The organism is Paraburkholderia xenovorans LB400 (genome assembly GCF_000013645.1).
In the GTDB taxonomy this organism is placed as follows: Bacteria; Pseudomonadota; Gammaproteobacteria; order Burkholderiales; family Burkholderiaceae; genus Paraburkholderia; species Paraburkholderia xenovorans.
Genome location: NC_007952.1, coordinates 18464 through 42465, shown reverse-complemented (window position 1 = coordinate 42465; position 24002 = coordinate 18464). Strand labels below are relative to the sequence as shown.

23 protein-coding genes and 2 pseudogenes are annotated in these 24002 nt (G+C 62.9%); 7 read left to right on the top strand and 18 right to left on the bottom strand.

What is annotated here, in order from left to right; translation table 11 throughout:
• Nucleotides 1-111 precede the first annotated feature (111 nt).
• Together BXE_RS22285 and BXE_RS22280 are read left to right on the top strand one after the other, a co-directional pair.
• The gene (locus BXE_RS22285) at nt 112-402 is read left to right on the top strand and encodes a hypothetical protein (RefSeq protein WP_011490397.1); all 291 of its coding nucleotides are present in this window, start codon (nt 112-114) and stop codon (nt 400-402) included.
• Between the two features lie 121 nt (nt 403-523).
• Nucleotides 524-1774: a winged helix-turn-helix domain-containing protein gene (locus BXE_RS22280; RefSeq protein ID WP_011490396.1), complete on the top strand. Its 1251-nt coding sequence runs from the start codon at nt 524-526 to the stop codon at nt 1772-1774.
• A gap of 20 nt (nt 1775-1794) precedes the next feature.
• Here BXE_RS22280 and BXE_RS22275 read toward each other — a convergent pair whose 3' ends face one another.
• From BXE_RS22275 to BXE_RS22235, 9 genes are all read right to left on the bottom strand, one after another.
• Nucleotides 1795-2394: a LysE family translocator gene (locus BXE_RS22275; RefSeq protein ID WP_011490395.1), complete on the bottom strand. Its 600-nt coding sequence runs from the start codon at nt 2392-2394 to the stop codon at nt 1795-1797.
• 220 nt (nt 2395-2614) lie between these two features.
• Nucleotides 2615-2872 carry a hypothetical protein gene (locus tag BXE_RS22270; protein ID WP_011490394.1) on the bottom strand — a complete coding sequence of 86 codons (258 nt, stop codon included), beginning with the start codon at nt 2870-2872 and terminating at the stop codon, nt 2615-2617.
• Between the two features lie 201 nt (nt 2873-3073).
• Nucleotides 3074-4276: an osmoprotectant ABC transporter ATP-binding protein OsmV gene (locus BXE_RS22265; protein ID WP_011490393.1), complete on the bottom strand. Its 1203-nt coding sequence runs from the start codon at nt 4274-4276 to the stop codon at nt 3074-3076.
• Complete coding sequence (locus BXE_RS22260; RefSeq protein WP_011490392.1) at nt 4273-4926, bottom strand: ABC transporter permease; 654 nt, start codon at nt 4924-4926, stop codon at nt 4273-4275. The genes BXE_RS22265 and BXE_RS22260 overlap by 4 nt, the downstream gene beginning before the upstream one ends.
• Nucleotides 4927-4941: 15 nt before the next feature.
• Nucleotides 4942-5838 (bottom strand): glycine betaine ABC transporter substrate-binding protein, encoded by an 897-nt coding sequence (locus BXE_RS22255; RefSeq protein ID WP_011490391.1) that lies wholly within the window; start codon nt 5836-5838, stop codon nt 4942-4944.
• A complete protein-coding gene (locus BXE_RS22250; protein WP_011490390.1) occupies nt 5835-6551 on the bottom strand; it encodes an ABC transporter permease in 717 nt (238 codons plus the stop codon). The genes BXE_RS22255 and BXE_RS22250 overlap by 4 nt, the downstream gene beginning before the upstream one ends.
• A gap of 603 nt (nt 6552-7154) precedes the next feature.
• Nucleotides 7155-7955 (bottom strand): methylmalonyl-CoA decarboxylase, encoded by an 801-nt coding sequence (gene scpB, locus BXE_RS22245; protein WP_011490389.1) that lies wholly within the window; start codon nt 7953-7955, stop codon nt 7155-7157.
• Entirely contained in the window at nt 7952-9211 is a 1260-nt protein-coding gene (locus BXE_RS22240) for a CaiB/BaiF CoA transferase family protein (RefSeq protein ID WP_011490388.1), read from the bottom strand. Before BXE_RS22240 ends, scpB begins: the two co-directional genes overlap by 4 nt.
• A 41-nt stretch (nt 9212-9252) precedes the next feature.
• Entirely contained in the window at nt 9253-10581 is a 1329-nt protein-coding gene (locus tag BXE_RS22235; RefSeq protein WP_011490387.1) for an MFS transporter, read from the bottom strand.
• 175 nt (nt 10582-10756) lie between these two features.
• Between BXE_RS22235 and BXE_RS22230 the strand changes: the two genes are divergently transcribed.
• Nucleotides 10757-11674 (top strand): LysR substrate-binding domain-containing protein, encoded by a 918-nt coding sequence (locus BXE_RS22230; protein WP_011490386.1) that lies wholly within the window; start codon nt 10757-10759, stop codon nt 11672-11674.
• Nucleotides 11675-11702: 28 nt separating this feature from the next.
• Here the strand turns inward: BXE_RS22230 and BXE_RS45475 are convergent.
• Nucleotides 11703-11852: pseudogene (locus tag BXE_RS45475) on the bottom strand (EamA family transporter); the annotation flags it as partial.
• A gap of 1 nt (nt 11853) precedes the next feature.
• Between BXE_RS45475 and BXE_RS47300 the strand changes: the two are divergent.
• Nucleotides 11854-11989, top strand: a pseudogene (locus tag BXE_RS47300) (AraC family transcriptional regulator); the annotation flags it as partial.
• 18 nt (nt 11990-12007) lie between these two features.
• Here BXE_RS47300 and BXE_RS22225 read toward each other — a convergent pair.
• Nucleotides 12008-13228, bottom strand: a complete 1221-nt coding sequence (locus BXE_RS22225) for a pyridoxal-phosphate-dependent aminotransferase family protein (RefSeq protein ID WP_011490385.1) — start codon at nt 13226-13228, stop codon at nt 12008-12010.
• Between the two features lie 160 nt (nt 13229-13388).
• On the opposite strand from BXE_RS22225, the gene BXE_RS22220 reads away from it, so the two are divergent.
• Nucleotides 13389-14114: a GntR family transcriptional regulator gene (locus tag BXE_RS22220; protein ID WP_011490384.1), complete on the top strand. Its 726-nt coding sequence runs from the start codon at nt 13389-13391 to the stop codon at nt 14112-14114.
• Nucleotides 14115-14476: 362 nt separating this feature from the next.
• Here the strand turns inward: BXE_RS22220 and BXE_RS22215 are convergent, their stop codons facing one another.
• On the bottom strand, nt 14477-15115 hold the full coding sequence (locus tag BXE_RS22215) for an HD domain-containing protein (protein ID WP_011490383.1): 639 nt from the start codon (nt 15113-15115) through the stop codon (nt 14477-14479).
• Between the two features lie 239 nt (nt 15116-15354).
• Here BXE_RS22215 and BXE_RS22210 point away from each other — a divergent pair, with 239 nt between their 5' ends.
• Entirely contained in the window at nt 15355-16314 is a 960-nt protein-coding gene (locus BXE_RS22210) for a GlxA family transcriptional regulator (protein WP_011490382.1), read from the top strand.
• A gap of 111 nt (nt 16315-16425) precedes the next feature.
• Nucleotides 16426-17184, top strand: coding sequence for an SDR family oxidoreductase (locus BXE_RS22205; protein ID WP_011490381.1), 759 nt, complete (start codon nt 16426-16428; stop codon nt 17182-17184).
• Nucleotides 17185-17262: 78 nt separating this feature from the next.
• Here the strand turns inward: BXE_RS22205 and BXE_RS22200 are convergent, their stop codons facing one another.
• The 6 genes from BXE_RS22200 to BXE_RS22175 all read right to left on the bottom strand — a co-directional run bounded on the left by BXE_RS22200 (nt 17263) and on the right by BXE_RS22175 (nt 23833).
• Entirely contained in the window at nt 17263-18009 is a 747-nt protein-coding gene (locus BXE_RS22200; protein ID WP_011490380.1) for a winged helix-turn-helix domain-containing protein, read from the bottom strand.
• 719 nt (nt 18010-18728) lie between these two features.
• Nucleotides 18729-19094: a response regulator gene (locus BXE_RS22195; RefSeq protein WP_011490379.1), complete on the bottom strand. Its 366-nt coding sequence runs from the start codon at nt 19092-19094 to the stop codon at nt 18729-18731.
• A gap of 20 nt (nt 19095-19114) precedes the next feature.
• Nucleotides 19115-20086 (bottom strand): chemotaxis protein CheX, encoded by a 972-nt coding sequence (locus BXE_RS22190; protein WP_011490378.1) that lies wholly within the window; start codon nt 20084-20086, stop codon nt 19115-19117.
• A gap of 37 nt (nt 20087-20123) precedes the next feature.
• A complete protein-coding gene (locus tag BXE_RS22185) occupies nt 20124-20666 on the bottom strand; it encodes a hypothetical protein (RefSeq protein ID WP_011490377.1) in 543 nt (180 codons plus the stop codon).
• Nucleotides 20663-21397 carry a methyl-accepting chemotaxis protein gene (locus tag BXE_RS22180; protein WP_011490376.1) on the bottom strand — a complete coding sequence of 245 codons (735 nt, stop codon included), beginning with the start codon at nt 21395-21397 and terminating at the stop codon, nt 20663-20665. Before BXE_RS22180 ends, BXE_RS22185 begins: the two co-directional genes overlap by 4 nt.
• A 45-nt stretch (nt 21398-21442) precedes the next feature.
• A complete protein-coding gene (locus BXE_RS22175; RefSeq protein WP_011490375.1) occupies nt 21443-23833 on the bottom strand; it encodes an ATP-binding protein in 2391 nt (796 codons plus the stop codon).
• Between the last annotated feature and the right edge of the window lie 169 nt (nt 23834-24002).

Sequence of the window (24002 nt, the reverse complement as noted above, 5' to 3'; positions counted from 1 at the left end):
GGCGACCGCCGCGCGGCGGGTAACCTGCCGTTACACAAGCCTTCAACTGGTTGCACCTGCCTTGCTTTCCGCCTCGTAATATGGCCGTCAGCCATTCGACAGGAGACAGGCATGTTCCAACGCGCAACCCTTCTCGCCGCCATCGGCCTTGCCGCCGCCTGCGCCTCGACTGCCGCCTCGGCCAGGGTGGACGTCGGCGTCTTCGTCAACACGCCGGGGCCGGTGTACGCCGCGCCGCCGGTGTATGCGGCGCCGCCTGTCTATGCGCCGCCGCCAGTCGTGTACGCGCCTCGACCGGCCTACGGTTACGGCTATCGGGACGACTACTACCGCGGCCGCCGCTGGCATCACGATCATGGCCGTCATCGCGGCTGGGACCGGCATCACGGCCGCGGGTGGTAACGGCATGTCCGGCGGCTTCACGCTACAGTAACGGCTGCTGATCCAGGCCGGGCCTTGTCCTTGTCCTTGTGTCCGCTTTTGTGTTCGCTTCCATTGCAGTCACTTACTGATCCACATCCGCGTGAAGACTCTTTCGCTTTCCGCCGCCCGCACCCTGCATCTGGCCGCGCAAGGTCTGCTGACGCCACCGCGCCGCAAGGCCGTCAAGGCCGACGTGCTCGACGCGATCCGCCGCATGGCACAGTTACAGATCGACACGATCCATGTGGTTGCGCGCAGCCCGTACCTCGTGTTGTTCAGCCGGCTCGGCGCTTATCCGCAGCAGTGGCTCGACGAGCATCTCGCCGAGGGCAAGCTGTTCGAGTACTGGTCGCACGAGGCCTGTTTCGTGCCGACCGAAGACTACGGGCTGCTGCGCCATCGCATGCTCGATCCGAGCGGCATGGGCTGGAAATACGCGGCCGAGTGGCACAAGAAGCATCGCAAGGACATCGAGAAACTGCTCGCGCACATCCGCGCGACCGGCCCGGTACGCTCGGCGGATTTCGCCCGCGAGGCGGGCAAAGGCAACGGCTGGTGGGACTGGAAGCCGGAGAAACGCCATCTGGAAGTGCTGTTCGCGATCGGACAATTGATGGTGGCCGAGCGACGCAATTTTCACCGCGTCTACGATCTGACCGAACGCGTGCTGCCGGATTGGGACGACGCACGCGATCTGCCACCTGCGCACACCGTGACCGAAGAAGTGTTGCGCCGCACCTGCCGTGCGCTCGGTGTCGCGCGCGCCGATTGGGTCGCGGACTACTACCGCTTGCCGCGCCGGCCGTACCGCGACGAACTGCATGCGCTCGCCGACCAGGGCGAACTGATTCCGGTGCGCGTGGAGGGCTGGAAGCAGGACACGTTCGTCCATCGTGACTTCGCCCCGATCCTCGACGATGCCGCGAGCGGCAAGCTCACCTCGACGGTGACCACGGTGTTGTCGCCGTTCGATCCGGTGGTGTGGGACCGCAAGCGCGCCGCTGCGCTCTTCGACTTCGACTATGCGATCGAATGCTATACGCCCGCTGCGAAGCGCAAATATGGTTACTTCGTATTGCCGCTGCTGAGCCGCGGGCGTCTGGTCGGCCGCGTGGATGCCAAGGCGCATCGAACCCAGGGCGTGTTCGAACTGAAGTCGCTGCACATCGAACCGGGCGTGCGACTGAGCGCCCGTCTTGCCGGCGATCTGCGCCGCGCACTGCAACGCTGCGCGGACTGGCACGGCACGCCGCAACTCGAAATCACCGCCGCGCCGCCGGAATGGCTCGACGCGCTAAGCGTAGAAGACGTCTCGAATGAAGTCCGCTTGCGCGCCGGCGTGGCTGCCTGAATACGCGTTGAGCGCCGCGCTCAATGCAGCGCCGCCCACGCCAGCGACAGGGAAAACACGCCGAGCACGATGGAAGCGCCGCGCTGCATCTTCACGGGATTCAGCCAGGTGAGCTTGCCGCTGCCGAGCGCCGCCCCGAACGTGATCCACGCGAGCGCGATCGGCACCAGCAGGCACGCGAGCATCAGCATCGCGAACGCGTAGGCGGGCAGTTGCGCGAAGGCGATAGCCGGAAAGATCGTGCCGGCGAACAGCAGGCCTTTCGGATTGAGCAGCGTCGCCACGAACAATGTGCGCATGCCGCTCGCCTGCTGCGCCGAGTCGGACAATGCGACTGCCGCGCGCCACATGTCGACGGCAAGATAGGCGATGTACAAACCGGCCGCCACGCGGACCAGCGAGGGCAACCAGGGCAGCGCATGCGCCGCCTTGACGAGGAAATGCCCCCACACCGAGATCGAGATGACATAGCCGCCCAGTTCGGCGGCGATCAGCCGCAGCGAGCGCCGCACGCCCTGGCGCAAACCGGCCGCCGCAAGCAGCGTATTGGTCGGCCCGGGCGTAATCAGCACGACGACAATGCCGAAGGCCAGCAACGCGATAGCAGACACAGAGAGCATAAAAAAGGCGCAATGTTGGAGACAGTGCGCCTTTTTATCATAGACAGGGTGCCGCCGAAATGCAGCGGCTAGAAGCAGCTAAAGACGGCGGTGAGTCGCAACGACAATTCGCCGCCGCTTTGCCGTCACGCCATGCAATGGCAGCGGCCTTGCCACATCGGCAAGCATGCCAAGACGAATCGCGCCACCCACAAGCCACACAGGCGGCGCGCCATCGCCTTTAGTGATCCAGCTTCGCGCGTAATTCGCGAGCGGCTTCCAGCAATCCCTCGTAACCCGAACGCGCGTGCTCCGGCAGATCGGGGTCGCCAACAAACGTGCCGAGCGTTTCGATCAGGCTATACAGAATGCCCTTCGCGGCGCCGGATGCAATGCTGCCTGAAGATACCTGCTGATCCACGTGGCTGAGCGCCGCGTCGAGGTGCTCCAACTCGGGCCGGTCGCCAGTGGGCGGTTTGGGCGTTACGTCTTGCGTCATGATGAAACTTCGCTCCTGTTGATGCATGGGTGAACAAGCCGTCCTTTCACGTCGTTATATACCGATCGTGCGTTGCCGTCTATTCGTGATCGGGGCGAACGCGACCGACATTAGGGCGCCCATCAATAAATCAGAATTTTCGCACGGGCGTCGTCTTCTGGCGGGACAGCGTAGTCACGCACTTCGACCCACTCGCCGGTTTCACGCGTGATCAGCCGTTGCAACCTGCGCAGCGGCCGCCTCCGCTGCGGCGACGGCGGGCGAGACGATCGCAGGCTGCCCCGTCTGCCTGCGCGAACGGCCTGAGCTCAGATAGTCCGCAATCGAATCCTGCGTGACTTCGCCGACGTAACGGCCGTCGCCGTCCAGCACCGGCATCCATGAGGAGTTGAACTGATACATCTTCGACAGCACGATGCGCAGATTCTCGTCCGCGCTGACGGTCGCCTTGAACGTGCTCAGATGGTCACCGCACAGGCCTTCGCCTGTGCGCGCCGCGCGGCGTGTCACATAGCCGAGCGCCTGCTGGTTCTCGTCGACGATGGTCAGATAACGGCTATCGCTGTCGTCCATCATCTGGAACGCACGCGCCACCGGCATAGCGGCGCGCGCAGTCCCCGGCTGGGTGGCGGCGTCGCCGGCCTTCACCAGCAGGAGGCGCTTTAACGTGCTGTCCTGACCGACGAACGCGCCGACGAACTCGTCGCGTGGATGCGCGAGCAGTGTATCCGGATGATCGTATTGCACCAGTCGACCACGGCGGAACACGGCGACACGATCGCCGAGCTTGATCGCCTCGTCGATGTCGTGGCTCACCATGATCACCGTCTTGTTCAGTTGACGCTGCATCTGGAAGAACTCGTTCTGAATCGACTCGCGATTGATCGGGTCGACCGCGCCGAACGGCTCGTCCATCAGCAGCACCGGCGGATCCGCGGCCAACGCGCGAATCACGCCGATGCGCTGCTGCTGGCCACCCGACAACTCACGCGGATAACGCTTCAGATACTGCTTCGGCTCGAGCGCGACCATCGACATCAACTCCGTGGCCCGTTCGCGGCAACGTTTCCTGTCCCAGCCGAGCAGGCGCGGCACGACCGTGATGTTCTCTTCGATCGTCATATTCGGGAACAGGCCGATCTGCTGGATCACGTAGCCGATGTGGCGGCGCAATTCGACTTCGTTCAGACCCGACGTGTCTTCACCGTTGATCAGCACGCGGCCCGACGTCGGCGCGATCAGACGGTTGATCATCTTCAGCGTGGTGGTCTTGCCGCAGCCCGAGGGGCCGAGAAATACGCAGATTTCGCCTTCGCCCACCGTGAGGCTCACCGAGTCGACGGCCTTCACCTGCTGGCCGTCTTTTTGCGTAAACGTCTTGGTCAGTTTGTCGAGTTCGATCATGTCTTTTGTACTCCCTTCGGGGTCAGCAAGCGTTGCAACGCTTGCAGCAGCAGGTCCGCGACAATCGCGAGCACGCTCACGAGCACGGCGCCCACCAACAGTTTCATCATGCTGCTCTGGCCGATCGCGCGGATGATCAGCGTGCCGAGACCGCCGGCGCCGATCACCGCGGCGATCGTCATCACGCCGATGTTCATCACCACCGCAGTACGCACGCCGCCGAGAATCACCGGCACGGCGAGCGGCAAGTCCACAAGGCGCAGCCGTTGCCACACCGTCATGCCGATGCCGATGCCCGCTTCCTTGATGCCGGCGTCGACGTTGCGCAGCGCGAGGTAGGTGTTGCGCATGATCGGCAGCAGCGAGTAGAGGAACACGGCGGTAATCGCCGGCACCGCGCCAATGCCCTGGCCGAAGCGCGAGAACACCGGAATCATCAAGCCGAACAGCGCGATGGAAGGCAAGGTCAGCACCACCGTTGCAATGCTCAGCAGCGGCGCGGCGAGCCATTCGTGCCAATTGATCAGGATACCCAGGGGTACGCCGACGAAAATCGCGCAACCCACCGCAATGCCCACCAGCCACACATGTTGTGCCGTGAGTTGCAGTAATTCAGGCCAGTTGGCCGATAGATAGTCGAATACAGTCATGGTGAAGATCTCCGCTCAGGGCAACTTGTGCGTACGCAGGAATTCCGCCGCGACTTCGCGCACCGGCCTGCCGTCGACGTCGACCTGCTTGTTCATCTCGAGCATCGTGTCGTTGTTCAGCGCATCGGACAATGCGTTCAGTTGCGGCGCGAGTTGCGGGTTCTGGTCTAGCGTTGCTTTGCGCACTACGGGCGTGGCGTTGTACGCAGGAAAGTAGTGACGGTCGTCTTCGAGCGGCACGATGTTGAAGCCCTTCACGCGGCCGTCCGTTGTGTAGATCAGCCCGATCGGCACCTGGTTGTTATGCAACGCCGTGTAGACGAGGCCCGGATCCATCTGACGCGTTTCCTCGCGGCTGAACTGCATGCCGTAGGCCGCTTCGAGCGGCTTCAGGCCGTCCGGGCGATTGGCGAACTCCGCATCCATCGCGAACACGTGCTTCTTTTTCGGCTCCGCCGCCATCTTCGCGGCGAGCTGCGAAATCGTGCGGATGCCGGTTTGCTGCGCCACCTGTTGCGGCAAGCCGAGCGCGTACGTGTTGTTCAGCGGCGAGCAATCGAGCCAGACGAGGCCACGTTTCGCGTCGAGCGCTTTCACGCGTTCGTACATCGTTTTCGGATCGAGCTTTTCGGTGATCTTGTTGTAGACGATCGCCGCCGTGCCGGTGTATTCCCATGTGATATCGACCTGGCCGTTCTCCTGCGCGCTGCGCAGTAGCGTGCTGCCGAGACCGGTGCGCGCGTCGATCGTGTAGCCTTTCGCGCGCAGGTATTGCGACGTGATCTCCGTAAGAACGTATTGCTCGGTGAAATTTTTGCCGCCGAGCACGAGCGTCGCCGCGCCGGCCTGAAGGCTCGCGCAGAACAATGCGCCGGCGGCGATCCAGCGGATGCGTTTGAACAGATCGATCATGCCGTCACCCCGCGTCGCGCGAGCAGGTAGCGGCTGCCGGCCGAGACGATGCCGTCCAGCACCAGCGCGAGAATTGCGGTGGCCGCTGCGCCGAGCAGAAGCTGCTGCTGATTGTTCAGGTAGATGCCCGGGAAAATCAGCGTGCCGAGACTGTCCGCGCCGATCAGATACGCGAGCGGCGCGCTGCCCACGTTGATCGCCAGCGCAGTCCGCACGCCGCCGATGATGATCGGCATCGCGTTAGGCAACTCCACGCGCAACAGCGACTGCCAGCCCGTCATGCCGAGACCGCGCGCGGCTTCGCGCAGCGCGGGCGAGACGTTTTTCATGCCTTCGTAAGCGTTGCGTGTGATGGGCAGCAACGACGCGAGAAACAGCGCGATCAGCGCCGGAATATCGCCGATGCCGAAGATGCCGAGCGCGATTGCGAGCACCGCCAGCGAGGGAATCGTGTTGCCAATGTTGAAAATCTGCATGAAGCGTTCGGCGTGACGCGCGAACGACGGGCGGCTGAGCAGCACACCGGCGGGAATGCCGACCAGCAGCGCGAGAGCCATCGAATAACCGACCAGCAGCAGATGCCGTTTCGTGTAGTAGACCAGATCAGGCGTGTACTGATGCAGCGCGCCGAAGTCGATCGCACGACCCAGCAACGCGACGACAACACCGATGGCTACAAGACTGCCGATCAGTCTGGCAGGACGTTGAATCATGAAGATGCGCCTCCTTGTTCGAGCGACGCGCGGAAATGGCCGCGCCGCACAGGCGTCGTGACGACGCTGCGAATGGGAAGTTCGGGACGCGGCAGATGCCGCGAGGTGAACCGAGTGGTGCCGAGACATGGGTTTGCCCGGCGCGAGGGCGGAGTGACTTCGCCCTCGGTGGCGTGCCAGTCAGAAAAACTGGTGCCAGATCCATCGATGAAATTGGATGGCAGCGCTGGGCTGCCCGTCCGACGGAGGTTTGGGGCCTCCTTTGAGTTACCGGCAATTCACCGGCAACAGGGGTAAATGCAATGTGCTGCCAGTTTGCATCAACCCCTTCTAACTGTGGCTATCTAGCTGCGATTTCGCGGTTAGGGTGTTTGAATTATACGGGCGTCGGGCGGGTTCGTCTACCCATGTAGTTAATGCAGAAGCGTGGAAGAGAATACTGCCTTGATTTTTGCCTGCGCTTCGTGCTCCCGAAAAAGCTCACCGATGGCGACCTCTGCCGCTCTTTGCGCTCCCGGAAATACTCACCTTAAACGCCCACGAGTGCGGCTGCGCCAATCCGATTCGTCACCTTTCAATGAACCGGCGCACTCGCAAACAATGTCACGTTCCCCCAAACACCGCCGGCCGTCTCTCCGAGAACGCCGCCAACCCTTCGCTGAAATCTGCGCTCTCGCACGCCTGCCGCCGCAGCTCCGCGATCTGCTCCATCGCCTGCACCGGCAACGGCTGCAGGTCCTCGAGTATCCGCAATTGCTCCTTCACCGCCTGAATCGCGAGCGGAGCCTTGGCGGCAATCCCACGCGCCATGTCGAGCGCCGTTGCCTCCAGCCTGTCGCTGCCGACCAGCCGGTTGACCACGCCGAACCGCTCGGCACGCGCCGCGTCGAGCGGCTGCGCGGCGAAGAACATTTCCTTCAGCACGTGAATCGGCACGTTGTTGAAGAACCGCAGCAAGCCGCTCGTCGTATAGGGCAAGCCGATGTTCGCAGGAGTCATCGCGAAACGGGCGGTTTCGTCGGCGACGACGAGATCGCAACTCATCGCCAGATCCACCGCGCCGCCCCACGCCGAACCCGACACCATCGCGATCACCACGCCCGGATATGCGCGCACGCGGCGCAACGCCTGTTCGAGCGGCTTGCCGTAGGCGATCGGATCGCGGTCGTGCGCCAGTTCGCCGAGATCGTGACCCGCACTCCAGACGTCCTGTCCGACGCCGCTGCCCAGTATCACGACGGGTATGCGCCGCGCGGCGAGTTCGACGAGGCGCGTGTCGAGCGCCTGCAGCAGCTCGGCGCTGAGCGCATTCCTTCGCGTAGGATGACTGAACGTCAGGCGGGCGATCCGTTCGTCGACGATATCGACCGTGACGGTAAAGGGTGAAGGGTGCGTCGTACTCATGGTGTGACTCCCGCAGCGCGTTCCGAGGCTTTCTCCAGCGAATGATAGCCGCCTAGCTGATGCACGGCCTTCGCGGCAAGCAACGCGTCGATCTGCGCGGCGTCGAAACCCGCCTCGCGCAAGACGTCGACGGTATGTTCGCCGAGACGCGGCGGCGCATGACGACTCGTGTGCCGCGCACCGTCCTCTGAAGCAGCGGAATCCGATACGGGCGTCACGACCTGGCGCAACGCGCCGAGCGTCGGATGGTCGAGCGTTTCGACGAGTTGGCAATACTGCACCTGCGGGTCGCTGAACACTTCGTCGAGCGTATTGATCGGTCCGGCCGGCAACCCGGCGCCGATGAACATCGCGGTCCACTCCCGCTTTCCTCGGGTCTTCAAACGCGCTTCGAGCACGGCCTTCAATTCGTCACGATGCGCGACGCGCGCTTCATTGGTCACGAAGCGCGGATCGTCCGGCAATGCAGGCAGATCGAGCAACTGACACAACCGCAGCCACATATCGGACGTGATCGGCGCGAGGTTGAGCGGGCCGTCGGCGGTCTCGAACACGCCGTACGGCGCGATCACCGCGTGCGCGTTGCCGGTGCGGCGCGGCACATCGCCAAGGCTCAGGTAACGCTGACCATGCACGCTCAAGAGCCCAACCAGACTCGCGAGCAACGACGTGCTCACATGCTGGCCGCGCCCGGTCCGCTCACGTTCGAGCAGCGCGGCCAGAATCGCCATAGCGAGCCACATGCCCGAACTCAGATCGCCGATTGCAGTGCCTGTGCGCGTGGGGTCGCCATCGGCGAAACCGGTCAGGCTCATCAGGCCGGAATAGCCCTGTGCGATCTGATCGAAACCCGGCCAGCCGCTCATCGGACCTTCCGCGCCGAACGCGTTGATGCTGCCCATCACGAGCCCCGGATTGCGCGCGCTCAGCACGTCGTAGCCGAGCCCCATGCTGTCGATGGTGCCTGGCTTGAAGTTTTCGATCACCACGTCGGCGCCGTCGATCAGACGATGAATCGCGGCCAGTCCTTCAGGATGGCGAAAGTCGATGCACACTCCGCGCTTGTTGCGGTTGCAGGACAGATAATACGTACTCACACCGCGGTCGAACGGTCCCCAGGTCCGGCTCATATCGCCGCCCGGACCCGGCTCGACCTTGATGACGTCCGCGCCGAGATCGGCGAGCACCATCGAACAGAACGGCCCTGACAGCGCACGGCTCAGCTCGACGACCTTGATTCCTTGTAACGCTTGCATCCGGCTCTCCAGCGAATTGACGACGACAGATAAGAGGTGTGCTATTCCGGCAACGTCTGATGACGCGTCTCGATAGCGAACGGCAGAATCAGCAGCCCGATCACGAAGGCCGCCGCGGTCCACGCCACCGGCAAGCCGAGCGAGCCTTGCCAGTGAATCGCGGCGGCCAGCAGAAAGTTGACGCCAGCACCGAGCAGGCGGCCCACCGACGCATTGAAGGCGAACGCGGTGGCGCGAATCCGCGTCGGGTATTGCTCGGGCAGCCACAGCGAGAAGATCGCGAAGTTGCCGCCGAAAAACCCAAGAAACAGCAGCGACACCATGAACAGGTTGAGTCCGTTCGGCAGATAGAAAACCCAGCCGAATGCGAACACGATCGACACGGCCATGCCGGCAAAGTAAGCGCCGAGCGCGAGCCGGCGGCCGAGCCGTTCCGCCAGCCAGGGCGCGGCAAGGCAGCCGAGTATCGTTCCCACGGACAGCACCGCCGCCCCGATCGACGCGAGATGCACGGCGCCGACGCGGCCGATGCCGGCGCGCGTCGCCAGCGTCACGACCGCGCTCGCTTCGTAGACCGAACCCGCCCACAAACCGATGATCGCGACGCCGACGAGACTCGCGCTGGTCAGCGTGCGCCGCCGATAGGCCGGCGCGAAGATTTCCAGCAACGGCTGGCGAGCCCGCGCGGGCGGCGCACTCGTCTGCCCGATGCCGTGCGTGGCTTTGCGCCACTGCCCCGGCTCCTTCACCTTGAGCACCGTGAAAATCGCGAGCAGTGCCGGCGCGAGGCCGCACAGAAACATCGCGCGCCAGCCGTATGTCGCGCCAACGGTGTAGTTCAGCAAAGCGGCGAGGAAGAACCCGAGGTAGTAGCCCGTCTGCAGATAACCGGCGCCCATCCTGCGGCGATCCTCCGGCCAGCTTTCGGCCACGTAGGTACCGGCCAACGCCCATTCGCCGCCCACGCCGATACCGGCAATCAGCCGGAACGCCGCCAGCTCCCAGACGTTGTGCGCAAACGCCGCCGCGCCGGTGAACACCGAGTAGATCAGGATGCTCGCGGCCAGTGTCTTGACCCGTCCGAAGCGGTCCGCGAGCGGTCCCCAGATGAACGACAGTCCCCAGCCGATCAGAAACAGCGCAAACAGGATCGAGCCGTACATGCCGAGGTTGCCGGGCGTGGCGGCAATCCCGGAGGCGGGCAGCAATTCGGCAAGCGCCGGGATCAGCACCAGTGCGTAGATCACCGAATCCACGCCGTCCATCACCCAGCCCGAGTAGACCGCCCAGAAGCCGCCTATCTGCTCGCGGGTCAGGGGCGTGCGCCGGGGCTCGAGCGCCGGCGTCGATGCAGCGATTGCTTTGGACATACCTGTCTCCTGGCTGGCGTGAGCCGGCCGTTCTGAAGCGGCGCCACACCGTTCGGAGCGGCCACGCTTCGGTTTTTTGTGGCTTGAGTATAAGAACGCGCTCGATAATCGAAAAATATGATATTTATCTAGCTCAATCGGATTTCGTTATGGAATGAAGGAGCGAGCGACGCGCATGGACCTGCGGCAGCTACGGTATTTCGTGAAGGTGGTGGAGTGCGGCAACGTCACGCGCGCGGGCGAGGCGTTGCATATCGCGCAGCCCGCGATCAGCCAGCAGATGCGCAATCTGGAAACCGATCTGGGCATGCAACTGCTCGAGCGCAGCGTGCATGGCGTCGCGCCCACGGCGGCGGGGCAGACGCTGTACCGGCACGCCGTCGAATTGCTGCGGCAAGCCGACGGCACGCGTGAACTGTTGCGTCAGGACGCGGAGTTGCCACAAGGCAAAGTGTCGGTCGCCATGCCGTCGAGCACGGCGCGCATGGTTGCCATTCCCCTCGCGCGCACGATCCGCGATCGTTATCCGGGGATCGCGCTGGAGTTGATCGAAGCGCCGAGTGCGGACCTCGGCACCTTGGTCGGCGGCGGACGGGTGGAGTTGGCGGTCGTCGTCGACGCCGTCGAGACACGCGGCGTTGCCGCGCAGAAGCTGCTGACGGAAGCCCTTTATCTGATTGCGTGGCCGGAATTTGCCATGCCACAGGAACCCGTGTCGATCGCCGAACTGGCGCGCATGCCGCTGATCCTGCCGAGCGCGCCGAATACGATTCGCAGCCGCGTGGAGTGGGCGCTGCGCGAGGCCGGGCAGCCGTGCGAGATTCTGTTCGAGGCCAGTTCCACCGCGCTGCTGTTCGCCGCGGTGATGGCAAAGCTCGGCGTAACGGTCTTGCCGTGGACAGCGGCGCACGTCGAACTCGACGAACACAAACTCAAGCTCGCCAAGGTCGACCACCCGCTGTTTTCGCGCGACCTGTCGCTGTGCTGGCACGACACGGCGTTGCTGAGCAACGCCGTGCAGAAGGTGAAGGCAACGATCCTCGAAGTGTTCGACAGCCTCGGAAAGCGGCCCGAGTGGACGGCATCGGATTAGCGTGCCGCCTCGCGCGGAAGAATGCCCGTCAGGAAGTGCGCACGCGCCGCACGAAAATACGCCGCGTGAGATCGAAAGCCACCAGATTGCCGGCCACCACCAGCAACAGACCGACCACGGCCAGCGCGGACCATTGATAGCCCTCGAATACCGTCGATACCGCCAGCGCCACGATCGGGTTACGGACTACGACGCTACCGCTCGCGCACGTCGCGGAACAATGCGGCTACGCGAACGCCAGCCACTTCAGCCACCCGCTTCCGCGAAAGCGTCGGCGTGGCGCCCACTGCGTATCGGCACGCGCTTGCGGCCTGAACGCGGGTCGGCGCGTGCTCAGGCCGCGACTTTCAGGCCCAAGGCCGTGGTCGGCTGGCTCAACCATTCCATCGCGGCCGGCAAGCCGCTTCCCTCGAGCGGCACGCCCGCGAGCCGCAGACCCATTTCGCAGCCAGCCAGCGTGGCGAGCAGCATCAGGTCATTGCAGTCGCCCAAGTGGCCGATGCGGAACATGCGCCCTTTCATCTTGCCGAGGCCCGTGCCGAGCGACATGTCGAAGCGTTCGTAGATGAGCTTGCGCACCGCGTCGGCGTCGATACCGTCGGGCATCATCACGCCGGTGAGCACCGGGCTGTAGACGGCGGGATCGGCGCACTGAATCTCCAGGCCCCACGCGCGCACCGCGCGGCGGGTCGCTTCGGCGAGACGTTCGTGACGGGCGAACACGTTGTCGAGCCCTTCGCCGAGAATCATTTCCAGCGCTTCCGAAAGACCATAAAGCAGATTCGTGTTCGGCGTATACGGCCAGTAGCCCGTCTTGTTCATCTCGACGATTTCAGCCCAGTCCCAGAAACTGCGCGGCAATTTTGCCTGCTTGCTGGCGGCCACGGCTTTCGGCGAGATTGCGTTGAAGCTGATGCCGGGCGGCAGCATCAATCCTTTTTGCGAACCCGAGACCGTGACGTCGACGCCCCATTCATCATGACGGTAGTCGGCGCATGCAAGGCCCGAGATCGTGTCGACCAGCAACAACGCCGGATGGCCCGCGGCGTCGATTGCGTGGCGCACGGCGGCGATATCGGAGGTCACGCCCGTCGAGGTTTCGTTGTGCACCACGCACACGGCCTTGATCGCGTGTTGCGTGTCGGCACGCAGGCGCTCCTCGATCATTTGGGGCTGCACGCCGCGTCGCCAGCCTTCAATGCCCGGCAGACCGAGGAATTCCGGCTTCAGCCCGAGGCTGTCCGCCATCTTTTTCCACAGCGTGGCGAAGTGGCCCGTTTCGAACATCAGCACATGGTCGCCGGGGCTCAACGTGTTCGACAACGCCGCCTCCCAGGCGCCTGTGCCCGAGGCCGGATAAATCACTACGGGCTGCTGTGTCCTGAAGATTTTCTTGATGCCGTCGAGCACCGTCAGACCGAGCTCGCCGAACTCCGGCCCGCGGTGGTCGATGGTCGGATAGCTCATTGCCCGGAGGATACGGTCGGGCACGGGGCTCGGACCGGGAATCTGCAGGAAATGACGGCCAGCGGGGTGAAAATCTAGCTTGAGCATGGGCTCCTCCGATTTGAATTTTGCATTCAAAAAACTATATCAGATGAACGATGACGCACCCAAGCCGAACGTCACTTTCCGGCACCCGTGTTTACCCGTGCTATTAACTAATCCTTGAGTTTCCTATAAAATCGCGCTATGAGATGTTGAGGGCTTTTGTATGCAAAATTCTGGTTTTGAGGCGGGCGTCGCCCCTTCTCCGCTGATGCCGAAGGTCGAGCGGCAGCGTCTGCATGACACGGTGGTGGAGCACATTCGTCGCTTCATCGTCGAAGGCGCGCTCGAAGCGGGCAAGAAGCTGAATGAGCGCGAGCTGTGCGAAACGCTCGGCATTTCGCGCACGCCGTTGCGTGAAGCGCTGAAGGTTCTGGCTGCTGAAGGGCTGATCGAAATTTCGCCGAATCGCGGCGCGTCGGTGTCGAAAATGTCGGAGGCCGAGTTGCGCGAGACCTTCGAACTGATGAGTGGTATCGAGGCTTTTTCCGGCGAACTGGCCGCGGAGCGGATGACAGCAGCGGAACTCAGCGAGATCAAGGCGCTGCATTACGCCATGCTCGCGTGCCGTACGCAAAACGATCTGCCAGGATACTACAGCCGCAATCAGGCGATTCACGACAAGATCAACGAGGCGGCCAGGAATTCCGCACTGAGGCAGACTTATATGGCGGTGAACCGGCGCCTGCAGGCGCTCAGATTCCGGTCGAATTTCCAGGTCCCCAAATGGGATCGCGCGATTCACGATCACGACGAGATGCTGAAGGCGCTCGAGGCGCGTGACGGTAAGAAGCTGAGCGCGATTCTCCGGCAGCACCTGCTCGATAAGCGCGATGCGGTTTTGCAGGTGCAGTCGCAGGAAGCGGCGGCTGCGTCGACGCTGAAGACTTAAGGCACGGAATCGGTTTCGCCTTCGGCGCGGACATGCACGCTGTCTCGACGCTGAAGGCGCCGCGTCACGCCTCGCCTCCAGCCGTCCCCTGAACTTATCCCCACAAATTGTTCGCAAGGCTGTGGACAACCTGCGCACAGCCCACCCAAGTGATTGATGCAACAGGCCTATCCTGGGTCGGTGCAGCCACAGGCAACGCGTCGGCCCTTTGATAAAAAGTAGTTCTTCATTCAGTCACCGAGCCGCGCATGTCGCCCGTCACGGGCTTCGAAGTCGTCCTGCCGTCGCTCCTCGCTATCACCGGTCTTGAAGTGCTCGCCAGGCGGCTGCGTCCAATCACTTGCCCGCGCCGCAAACTCCACTCAGTCCTTCCAGGCCGAACCCAGAATCATCGTGCAAAAATTCTCGCGATGATAATGCGGGTCCTTCAGCGCCAGCACGTCCGCTTTCACGTTGCCGAAGGTAGTCTCCGGCTTATGAATCGTGCCGTGCGCGAATGCATCGATAATGCCTTCCTTGAAATGCGCGCCCCGCGGATGCGCGTGAATGACCTCGTGGCGCTGGTGCTCGGAGAATTCATCGTAGGCGAGGCCCAGCACGTCCATTTCCACCCCCGCCGTGACCAGCGCGACCACCGGCTTCATATGCTGCGGAATGCCTGGGGTGGTGTGCAGCGCGATCGAGTTCCACACCTGGTCGATGTCGTCCTCGCCAATGCCGTGGCGCCGCAGGAAATCACGCGCCGCGTTCGCGCCATCCACCTCGAAGCGGTCGTGCTCGCTGCTATATGGCGCGACCAGTCCCATGTCATGAAACATTGCGCCGATGTACAGCAGTTCGGCATCGTACTTCAGCTGTTTGCGCGCGCCGGCCAGCGAGCCGAACAGGAAAACGCGCCGCGAATGGTGATACAGCAGCTCGGTTTCGGTATCGCGCACGAGTTGGGTGGCTTCGCGCGCCATCATGCTGTCGGGAATCTGAATGCCTGCGATCGTGGTCATGTGATGAACTCCGTGATGGATTCGAATGAACGGAACGCGCGGTCTTGGTGACTTGAATGCGCGTTTGGTATGCTGATCCGCGGCGCTTTGTTCAACCATTCAAGCAGCGCGTCCGGTGAAGTCCAGTATTGGTCAACGCATCGTCGCAAACAATCGCCGTGGACCGTTGAACACTGCCAAACGCACCGCGTTGACTGCCGCGGCAGGCGGAGTCCCTCCATCGTCCAAGGAAGTTTTCGATGCCCACCGTTGCGATCGCCATCTTTCCCGGGGTGCAGGCGCTCGACGTCGCCGGTCCCGTCGACGTGTTTTCCGAAGCCAACCGCTTCATCGCGCCCAACAATCGTTACGAGGTCACGCTGCTTGGCGCGGAATCCACACCATTGCGGGCGTCCAATGGCATGACGCTGGTCGCCGACGCCACTTTCAGCGAAGCGCGTCACACGTTCGATCTCGCGCTCATCGCGGGCGGCCCGGCGCTGCCCGAACGGGCGCCGGATGCACGCGTGCTGGATTGGCTGGCGAACGCCGCCAGCCAATGCGGCCGTTACGGTTCCATCTGCACCGGCGCATTCGCGCTCGGCCACGCGGGCTTGCTCGACGGCCACAACGTCACCACGCACTGGCAGCATGCGGCGCAACTGGCGGCGCAATTCCCCAACGCACGCGTCGATTTCGACCGTATCTATCTGCGCGACGGACCACTCGTGACGTCAGCGGGCGTAACGGCCGGCATCGATCTGTCGCTTGCTCTGGTCGCCGAAGATCATGGGCCGCAGATCGCGCTCGCGGTAGCCAAACGCCTGGTGGTGTTCGCGCAGCGGCAAGGCGGTCAGTCGCAATTCAGCCCCTACCTGACGGCACCCGCCGACGAGACGTCGCCGGTCGCCAAAGTCCAGGCGCACGTCATGGAACGGATTCGCGAGAGCTTCACGGTGAAGCAGCTGGCCGATGTCGCAGGTATGAGCGCGCGCAACTTCGCGCGGGTGTTCGTGCAGGAGACCGGCGTAACGCCGCATGAATTCGTCGAACGTGCCCGTGTGGACGCCGCACGCAAGCTGCTTGAGAGCAGCGGCGCGGCGCTGAAGGCGATCGCGTACGACTGCGGCTTCGGCACGGCGGACCGCATGCGCATTGTCTTCACCAAACGGATCGGCGCGACGCCCATGCAGTACCGGGAACGCTTTCGGTCGCCGTGAAGCCGAAGCAACGCGTCCGGCCGTCAGCGTATGACGCGGGACACTGAGCGCAGGAAAATCTTGCGTGAGAAAATGGCCGCCTCGCTCAAGCCATTGATCCCAAGGACCGACATGACCACCTCTTCCCCGATCCGAGCAATCGTCACCGGACACACCCGCGGTCTGGGCGCGGCGCTCGCCGAACAACTCCTTGCTCGCGGAATTGCGGTGCTGGGTTTGTCCCGCTCGCGTCACGCCGAGCTCAAAACCCGCTTCCCGGCGCTGCTCGAAGAAATCGAACTGGAACTGGCCGACACCGCGCGTGTCACGCAATGGATCGCGACCGATGCGTTACGCGCATTCGCCAGCGGCGCGCAAACCGTTCTGCTGATCAACAACGCAGGGATGGTACAGCCGATCGGCCCGATTGAAGGACAAGACGCGGCGGCCATCGCGAACGCGGTGAGCCTCAATGTCGCCACGCCTTTGATGCTCGCCAGCGCGCTCGCCGCAGCCGCCGTCGACGCCACCGACCGGCGCATCGTGCATATCTCAAGCGGCGCGGCGCGCAATGCGTACGCCGGCTGGAGCATCTACTGCGCGACCAAGGCCGCGCTCGATCACCACGCGCGTGCCGTCTCGCTCGACGCGAATCGCGCGCTGCGCATCTGCAGTCTGGCGCCCGGCGTGATCGATACGAACATGCAGGCGGAGATTCGCGGCAGCGGCGTCGAACAGTTCCCGATGCGCGAGAAATTCGAAGACCTCAAGCGCAACGGCCAACTCGCGACGCCCGAACAATGCGCCACCCAGTTGCTCGATTACGCGTTGAGCGATGCATTCGGACAAACGCCGGTTGCCGACATCCGCGAGATCGCGAAGCCGGCATAACGAGCAGAAAAATCAGCAATATCGGAGCGCATCTGGCGCTCCCGAAAACTCTCACCTTTGCCCTGACTCGCCGCTAATTCAGATGCCGGGCGCGACCATTGCGGCGCGCTCGGCCGCGCCGAGTTCGCCGTGCGGCACGAACACATAGCCGCGTCCCCACACAGTCTGCACGTAGCGCGGCTCCGAAGGATCGATCTCGATCAGACGACGCAGCCGCCAGATCGACACGTCGAGGCTGCGCCCCTGATGCAACACGCTGTTGCCACGCAATTTCTCGTTGAGTTGCATACGCGTGAGCACGGTCATCGCGTGATTGACGAAGATCTTCAGCAACGCAAACTCGGAACTGCGCAAAGCGAAGTGCTCGTTGTCGCGGCGCAATTCGCGAGCGGAGAAGTTCAGTTCGCAGCGGCCGAAGCGATAAGGCGGCCGGGTTTCGGGAGCGCCTGGCGCGACCGCACCGCGGCGGCGTAGCAACACGCGAATGCGGGCGAGCAGTTCGGCGGGGTCGGCGGGCTTGCTCATGAAGTCATCGGCACCGAGTTCGAGACCGATCACGCGATCAATCGCCTTGCTGCTTGCCGACAGCAGAATCACGGGTACGTCGTTGCCGCCCATGCGCAAGTCGCGCAACACGGCGAGGCCATCGCCATGCGGCGCCGAGATGTCGAGTACCAGCAGTGAAGGCCGTTCCATCTCGACCACGTGCTTGAGCCCGGCGCCAGGCGGACGTGCAGACACGCCGCAGCCCTGCCCGCGCAATGATTCGCCCACCACCGCAGTCAAGCCGGCATCGGCGCCCACGAAGAGAATATGCTGACTCATCCAACTGATTCCAGGAGACGATCGTTTTTCAGAGACAGGCACCTGGCGTGCGGATATAGTCAATCCGCGCCCGCTGTCGTCCGCGTCGCCAATCTTCTCTGCATGCGGGTATTCTCAAAACGCGGAACAGCCCCCAAGGTTGCCAGTTTCTTCCCAACTCTTTCAACGCGGAACGTGATACGCGGCGGCGCGTGTGGCGCACCGTACGCGTTGTCCGCGTGCTCCCGAAAACGCTCACCTTTGGCACGGAGCGCCCGGGATCAGGCGTAAGGTGTGCGTCGAGGCGCTCCCGAAAACGCTCACCTTTCGAGCTTGGGGGCAGGCCGCAAGGGCATGCTGGGCGTGGCGCGAATGCTCCAGAACAGGCCACTCCCGCAAACCCTCACCTTTAAATGCGGCAGAGTAATTTGCATACCCAGGTATGCGGCCGTACGCGTGCGGACGGTTACCGGCGATGAGAGCCGCGATTCGCGCGTGGGATAAGTGTTGTGATCGTTTCCGGCCGTCGTCACATGGATACCCGGAAGGTCCCGAATATTCTCACCGTTGAGCAGGCGAACCGATCCAAGGGTATCGCCTCGATCGCCAGGCCGGCCGGTTTATCCGCCTATATAGCGTGTTTCGGCCGTCGCAGTGACTGCGGAACAGAGTCAAAAGCCACACGCGCACGCGGCTCCCGAAAACGCTCACCTTTGCGTGCGGCCACCGCGCGCCAGCGTCTAGCCCGCCAGTTTGCGAAACGTTTCCAGCACTGCGTCGCCCTTGAACGGCTTGACGATCCATCCCTTGACGCCGGCCGCCTTGCCGCGCTCCTTCATCGCCGGGCTGCTCTCGGTCGTCAGCATGATGACGTTGACGGTCTTGTTCGCGAGCTCGCCGCGAATCTTCTCGACCATCGTCAGGCCGTCCATATTCGGCATGTTGACGTCGCTGATCACCAGCTTGATACCGGGGCTGGCCTTCAGCTTGGCGAGGCCGTCCTTGCCGTCCACCGCCGTGTCGACGTCCAGACCGTTTTTCTTGAGAAAGCCGGCCACTTCGTCGCGCACCGTGCTCGAATCATCCACCACCAGAATTTTCGACATGTTTTTTCCTATGACCACACTCAGAACAGATCCAGTTCGCCTGCCTCGACCATTGCGCCGACGTCGTCCGCGACTTCCGTGAAGTCCTCCGGCGACCAGCTCAGGCTGAACACAAAACGTTGATGCAACTTGACCGCCCGGTTCGACTTCGGGTCTTTCAGCCAGTACGTGAAGCACAATTGCGGATTGCCGCTGCCGAACGAGATGTACTTGTGCTTGTGATTCACCAGCAGCGGCACCTGGACCTGGCTGCGTGCCCAGGCATCCGCATCGCCTACGTAGCGGTTCCGGAAGGAACCCCAGATCAGATTCGTCACTTCGCCGAGCACGCTGTTGAGATCGCGGAAATCCGCCTCGCCGCGCTGCGTGTTATCGATCATCTGGTGACGATCGAGCAGGTCGAGGATCGGCGTCTCTTCGGCCTGCATCATCATGTAGCCGCGGCACCACGCGCTTTCCAGCGGAATCAGACTGAACACCTCGCCGAAGATAATGCGGTCGCGCACGATATGCGGCGTGTCGCACGTAATGGTCAGATCCTTGAACACGTCGCCGAGAATGGCTTGTGTCATGTCGGCGATACCGCGCACCAGCGCGTTCGGATAATCCAGGCTGAAGATGTACTCGTCGATCACCTGACGCAGCGGCGCCATATCGTGCGCGACATACGCGGCGCACACCACGCGTTGCAAGCCCTCCGGCAAGTCGTCCATGCCGGGGTCGTTGTCCCGGCGCATGATGATCGGCAACTCGGGGCGCACCGCGTTGATCCTGATCGCGATCTCGGCGCTGGCTTCCGGCGAGCCGCCGTAACGCTCGGCGAACAACACCGCGCCCAGATCGATATTCGAGCGCAGGACCGACTGCAGGCGGTTCTTGCCGACTTTCACGCCGACCAGGTTGTTCTCGTCGCAAAAGCGCTTCAGCGCTTCTTTGTGAGCCGGGCAATCATCCAGCACCAGCACCTTGCTGACCGGTTTGTTCATGTTCATCTCGCGTTCCTGCTCACGGCGGCAATGGCCTGCCCAATCAAAATAATTCCAGCTCGCCGCCGGTTTCTTCGAGCGCGCTCGTGTCGGCGACGAAGTCGAGCGGCGCATCGGCGCATACGCATACGGTCGCGGCAAGCCGCACAGTGCCGTTCAGCGTGACCGAATACGACGACAGCAAACCCGGCTTCAATTCATGCAGATGCGGCAGGCAACGCGCGTTCAGCACATAAGGCGTCGACATGCCGAGGTCCGGAAAGTAGCGCAACAACTCCTGATTCATCGCGCCGCAACACAGGTTGCAGATTTCCAGAAAGACTTCCTGGAACGGCCGCTCGTCGGCGGCGTCTTTGAGGTAGTAAGCGCGCGTGCTCCCGTCTTCGTCGAAATGGAGAATCAGCAGCAGTCTGAACACGATCGACGAAATGGTCAGCACGACCACTTGCGTGTCTCTGGATACGCCAATGCCGGCGTCGGCAATCGGCGCGATCTCGCACAGATCGCCGGCATCCAGCGGCAAACGCGCTTGGGCGGCCTTGCGGAAAATACGGTCGAAGCTGTCCTTGGCGTGGGCCGAGATCACACCGCCACCTCGTGCAGCTTCGAATGAAACTGATTGGCAAGCGACTCGACGCTGGCGAGCGACGCCGCGATCATCTTGCCGCCCGCCTGAATGTCCTGAAACGTGGAAGTCGTGGTCAGGTCGTTGCGGTGCAGGCTGTCGCGATAGCTCTTCGACAACTCTTCGGACCGCGCGGCAAGTGCGCGCACTTCGCTCGCCACCACCGCGAAGCCGCGGCCGGCCGGACCCGCCCGCGCGGCTTCGATCGACGCGTTCAGCGACACGATCACCACATGCCGCACAATCGACGACAGTTCCTGATTCTTCGCGTGCATGTCGTTGTTTTGCGTCATGAGCGAAATCATCTGTTCGTGCCAGCGCTCGAACGTCGCGCCGAGACTCTTCAGACGCTCGGCCTCGCCGGCGATCTTCTGGGCCTGATGTGCCAGTTGGTCTTTGTCCTCGGTGGCCGCTTTCAGCGCGGCGCGCAGTTCTTCGGCGTTTGCCGTCTGGAGCGCGAGTTCGTCGCGCAACTGCGTGGTCAGCGCTTGCAGTTCCTGCTCCGCCCGCTCGCGCTCGCCAATCGCTGCGCCATGTCCGGCCTGTGCGGCCTCGAGTGTGTCGATTCGCGCTTGCGCTTCGGCATGCAGCCGCGCCGTCAGCTTTGCACTGTGCAGCTTGTGCGCGGCAAATGCCAGCAGCGCGGTGACCGCGCTGCCTGCTGCCGCCGCCAATACATACTGTTGAATCACAACCGTTTCCTTCGAATGCCGACGCGACGTACGCCGAGGCGGCGCTCAGTCCGCCATCGCGTCGAGTTGCAGTGCGCCGGCTTCGCCGCGCGCTTCTACGCCGAGCGTATCGACAGCGATGCTATCCGGCAGGCAGACGATCGTCTGGAACTGACGGTACGCCGCGCCCTTCTGATCGTCGGTAAAGCGCAGTTCGATGCTGCCGTTCGCACGCTTGAGAAAATCGCGCACCGCGTCCATACCGACGCCGCGCCCCGACAACTCCGTCACCGTCTCCGCGGTCGAGAAGCCCGGCCGGAAAATGAAATCGGCGATCGCTTCGTCGCTCAGCGTGTCGTCAGGGCCAATCCAGCCGCGCTCCATTGCGATACCGCGAATGCGTTCGAGCGCGAGGCCGCGGCCGTCGTCGCTGAGGGTGATCTGCAACGCGCCGCTATCCAGGCCGACTTCGATACGGATCGAGCCGGCGGGCGCCTTGCCGTGCGCGCTGCGTGTCTCGGCGGTTTCGATGCCGTGGTCCATCGAATTGCGCAGCAGATGCATGAACACGTTGTTCAGCGTGCCGCCCGCCTCGCCACGCAGACGGTAGCCGTTGTCCTCGATACGCACGCTCGGCGCGGGCTTGCCCAGCTCGCTCGCGAGCGAAGGCAGCGAATCCAGCACGCCGGATAGCGCGTCGCGCACGCTTTCGCTGCCCAGTGCCCGCAGCGTGCGGCGCAGCGCATCGCGCATGGACTGAAGTTCCTGCAGCTCGCCCGCGTTGGTCTGCTCCAGCATGCTCAGCGTGTGCTGGATATGCTCCCTCGCAACCATCACGTAGTGGCCCGAGTTGCCGGCCTCGTTGGCCTGGCCTTTGCTCTTGCGGCCAAGGCTCTGTTCGTTGATCTTCGCGTAGCTCTCGATAGCCTCGCGCACGCGCGTCAGTTCGCGCATCAGATGCTCCTGATCCCACGAACGGCCCGCGTCCGGTTGGCGCAGCTCGTGATAGCTCTGTTCGGTTTCGTGTACGACGTTGGTCAGATGCTGCAGGTTGTAGGTGCGCGCATTGCCCTTGATGGTGTGCATGTTGCGGAACAACTCGGCAATCGCCGCGTGATCCGCCGCCGAGTGCTTGCGAATGATCCGCTCGTTCTCGCTGATAAAACCGGCCGAACTCTCGATGAAGTGATGGAACTTCTCTTCACTCACCGCGAGAATTTCGCCGATCATGTCCAGACGGCGGCGCTGTTCGCTGGCCTCCGCCGCGAGCTTGCGCAGTTCGGTAACGTCGCGCACGCAGAGCATCAGGCGCACGATCACGTCGTTTTCGTCGGTAATCGCCGACCAGCTCAGGTCGAGAATCTTCACGCGGCCGTCGGGCATGCGTTTGGAAATCTCGCCAACCAGCAGATGCTGATTGAACGCGAAGTTGATGCAGTCTTCGCCGAGGCAGGCATGCACGGCCGCATCGACTTGCGAGAGCGCGTCCGAACCGATGTCCGTGTCCGCGAACACCAGATCCATCAAACCGCGTCCGGCAATATCCTTCGTTTCGAAGATGTCTTCCAGATAGGCCGAGTACTCCGCGTGGATCACAGCGCCGTCGATCACCGTCAGAATGCCCTGCTGCATGTTCTGCAACATCGCCTGAATGTCCGCGGTTTTCTGCTTGAGTTGCGCCGAGCTTTCCTGAATCTTCTCGATCATGCCGTTGAAGGCGACGATCGAATGACCGATCTCATCCAGCCGGCCGACCGGCACGCGCCGCGTGAAATCCTGGCTCGACGCGATTTCGCTCATCATGGCCTGCATGCGGCTGAGCGGACGCGTGATCTGACGGTAAAGCAGCGCGCCGATGAAAGTCAGCAGAATGATCGCGATACCCGTGACGGCGGCGATCGCCGTGGTCGTCGTGGCGAGTGTGGCGTTCAGCGTGGTAATCGCCTCGTCTTTCTCGCGATTCTTCTCGACGCGCAAGGTCTCGACGATCCCTTCGAGTTCGTCGCGATACTGCGCGACGTTGGCGAACAGATAGGCCTGCGCGAGTTCGTTCTTGCCCTCGGCTTTCATTTTGGCCGTCTCGGCAATCGCGGAGAAATAGTTCTGGAGACTGTCGTTGGCCTGCGAAACGAGCCCCTTCTGTGCGTGGCTCGCGGCATCTTTGTCCTGCAACGCCAGCGCCTGTTGCAGTGAAGCTCGCTTCTTGTTCAGTTCGTCCTGCGCCTGAGCGACCATGTTGGCGTCGGGCGCGTAGACCAGCGTCATCGTGGCGAGTTGCACGTCCTTGACTTGCGACACGAGGTCGGCGGAGGCAAGCGCGCTGGGCACGACGCCTTCCGTTACCTTGCGCACCTCGCCTGCGCTGCCGCGCGTCTGGTAGACAGCGTAGCCGCCGATCGCCGATAAGGCGACGAACATCAGAACAACCAATAGCGTGATGCGATGACGAATAGTCATGTTAACCCCCCGGGGTCTGGCCTTCGCGTCAGCCCTCATGGGGAGCAGCGCGTTTTATGCGAAATATGCTCTGACTTGCAGCGCTGCGGAGTATTGCGCACGCATATTACTAAGCGATGACTACAGAATTCTGAAACGCATTTAACGCATTAAATTTATCTCTCAAGTT